At 40.6% G+C, this 1711-nt stretch carries 1 protein-coding gene; it reads left to right on the top strand.

The features are described 5' to 3' along the window. Window positions 1-263 precede the first annotated feature (263 nt). Window positions 264-1091 carry a 4Fe-4S binding protein gene (locus tag HED67_RS00020; protein WP_221717121.1) on the top strand — a complete coding sequence of 276 codons (828 nt, stop codon included), beginning with the start codon at window positions 264-266 and terminating at the stop codon, window positions 1089-1091. The last annotated feature ends 620 nt before the right edge of the window (window positions 1092-1711 follow it).

The raw sequence follows: 1711 nt of genomic DNA, 5'->3' as shown, positions 1-1711 counted from the left end.
ATAAATAGCATAAGAAGAATAACTATATAGGGCAGGGACTGCCCAAATTTACGCCTGTGGAGATAGTAGGTCACGAGATCTGTGAAGCAGGAAGCCCATTGGCTTTAGACAATGGGTAGTTCACGGTCAACGAAGAAGTGGACAATTTCAAATGGTTTACATTTGATGAAGCAAGAGCCAATATCAAGAAGAATTCACTGGCAGAGAGATTTTTGCTTCATTATCTGGATCATCTTGAAAAATAAAACGAGGAGTGGGGACAGATGATAAAACATATTTGGGCGGTTTATTTCAGTCCGTCGGGAAAGACGGAGCAGGTAACGATGGCAGTGGCCGAAGGCGCAGCGGGAGTGATGAATATTGATAAGATTCATCAATATGATTTTACACTGCCGGACAAGAGAGAGGATACTCTTTGTTTTGGGGAGAAAGATTTGGTCATTTTGGGATGTCCGACGTATGCCGGACGGATTCCAAACAAAATCATGCCTTATATTCGTGACAGAATTTGCGGACAAGGCGCTTTGGCAGCAATTGTGATGACTTATGGCGGCAGGAGTATTGATCATTCCGTCATGGAGGCCTATTTGTTGCTGCAGGAGAATGGTTTTAAGGTATATGGCGCGGGAAGTGCTGTGACTCGGCATGTCATGTCGGATATTTTATCGGCAGGCAGACCGGGAACAGAAGATTTGAAGGCAGCCGGACAGTTTGGCGCAGATGTGGTTCATAAAATCATGACACAACCGGAGAACTATAATGATCTCAGCCTTCCGGGAAGCAACCCGGTTGGGCCTTATTATAAGCCCCTTGAGGCAGATGGTACACCGGCCAACTTCTTGAAAGCAAAGCCAAAAGTTCATAATGAGATATGTACGCATTGCAAGATATGCGCTGAAGTCTGTCCAATGGGAAGTATTTCACGAGAGAATATTGAAGAAGTGCCGGGAGTTTGTATCAAATGTCACGCTTGTATCAGAAAATGTCCAACAGGAGCAAGATACTTTGATGATCCATCACTGATCAGCCATATCAGAATGCTGGAAGAGAATTTTGCTGGAAGGCCTAAAGATAATAATTGGTATTTATAGAATTTAGAATACATAGATTTTAGAATAGATACAGGTCGAAGAAAATGCTTTTGACTAAACGAGAAGCTATCATGTGAACGATATATTGAAAAATTGTTTCCCGGATGATCACCATGTATTGGCCCAGAATTATGCCCCTGCATTTTTGTTTTCTTTATTGTGTCTGACAATACGGAATGTCTGACATAGGAGAATGTGAATACGGGATGTAGTTATTCTGATCATGCTCCCATTTACATAGAGTTCAAATTAAAATAATACAGTCATGTACAAATAAAGGCGGATGACCTGAACAAGGGGAGGGTTATCCGCCTTTTGCTGCATTGATGGGGATGAAGGAGAGAAAAAAGAAAAAAAGTGTTGACAGATGCTGGAAGAGATGATATTATATACAAGCTGTCAGCGGGAACAACGCGAAACAGTACAGATTCATAAGTAGTTTGAAAATAACTTATAAGAAAAAGTAAAAAAGTTATTGACAAATACTTAGGTATCTGATAGAATAAACAAGTCGCTTGATGAGCGGCAACGAACTTTGATAACTGAACAACAAAACAATCCCGAAAATTCCTAAAAAGAATTTTTAAGAACACAAACCAAAGTAAAACGGGAAGAGATAA

Origin of the sequence: Pseudocoprococcus catus, assembly GCF_019734885.1 — a bacterium.
Classification (GTDB): Bacteria; Bacillota; Clostridia; order Lachnospirales; family Lachnospiraceae; genus Coprococcus_A; species Coprococcus_A catus.
This window is presented reverse-complemented; position numbering and strand designations above follow the sequence as displayed.

Coding starts and splice junctions, on each gene's coding strand:
- HED67_RS00020 (WP_221717121.1), top strand. CDS start 264: ATGATAAAACATATTTGGGCGGTTTATTTCAGTCCGTCGGGAAAGACG.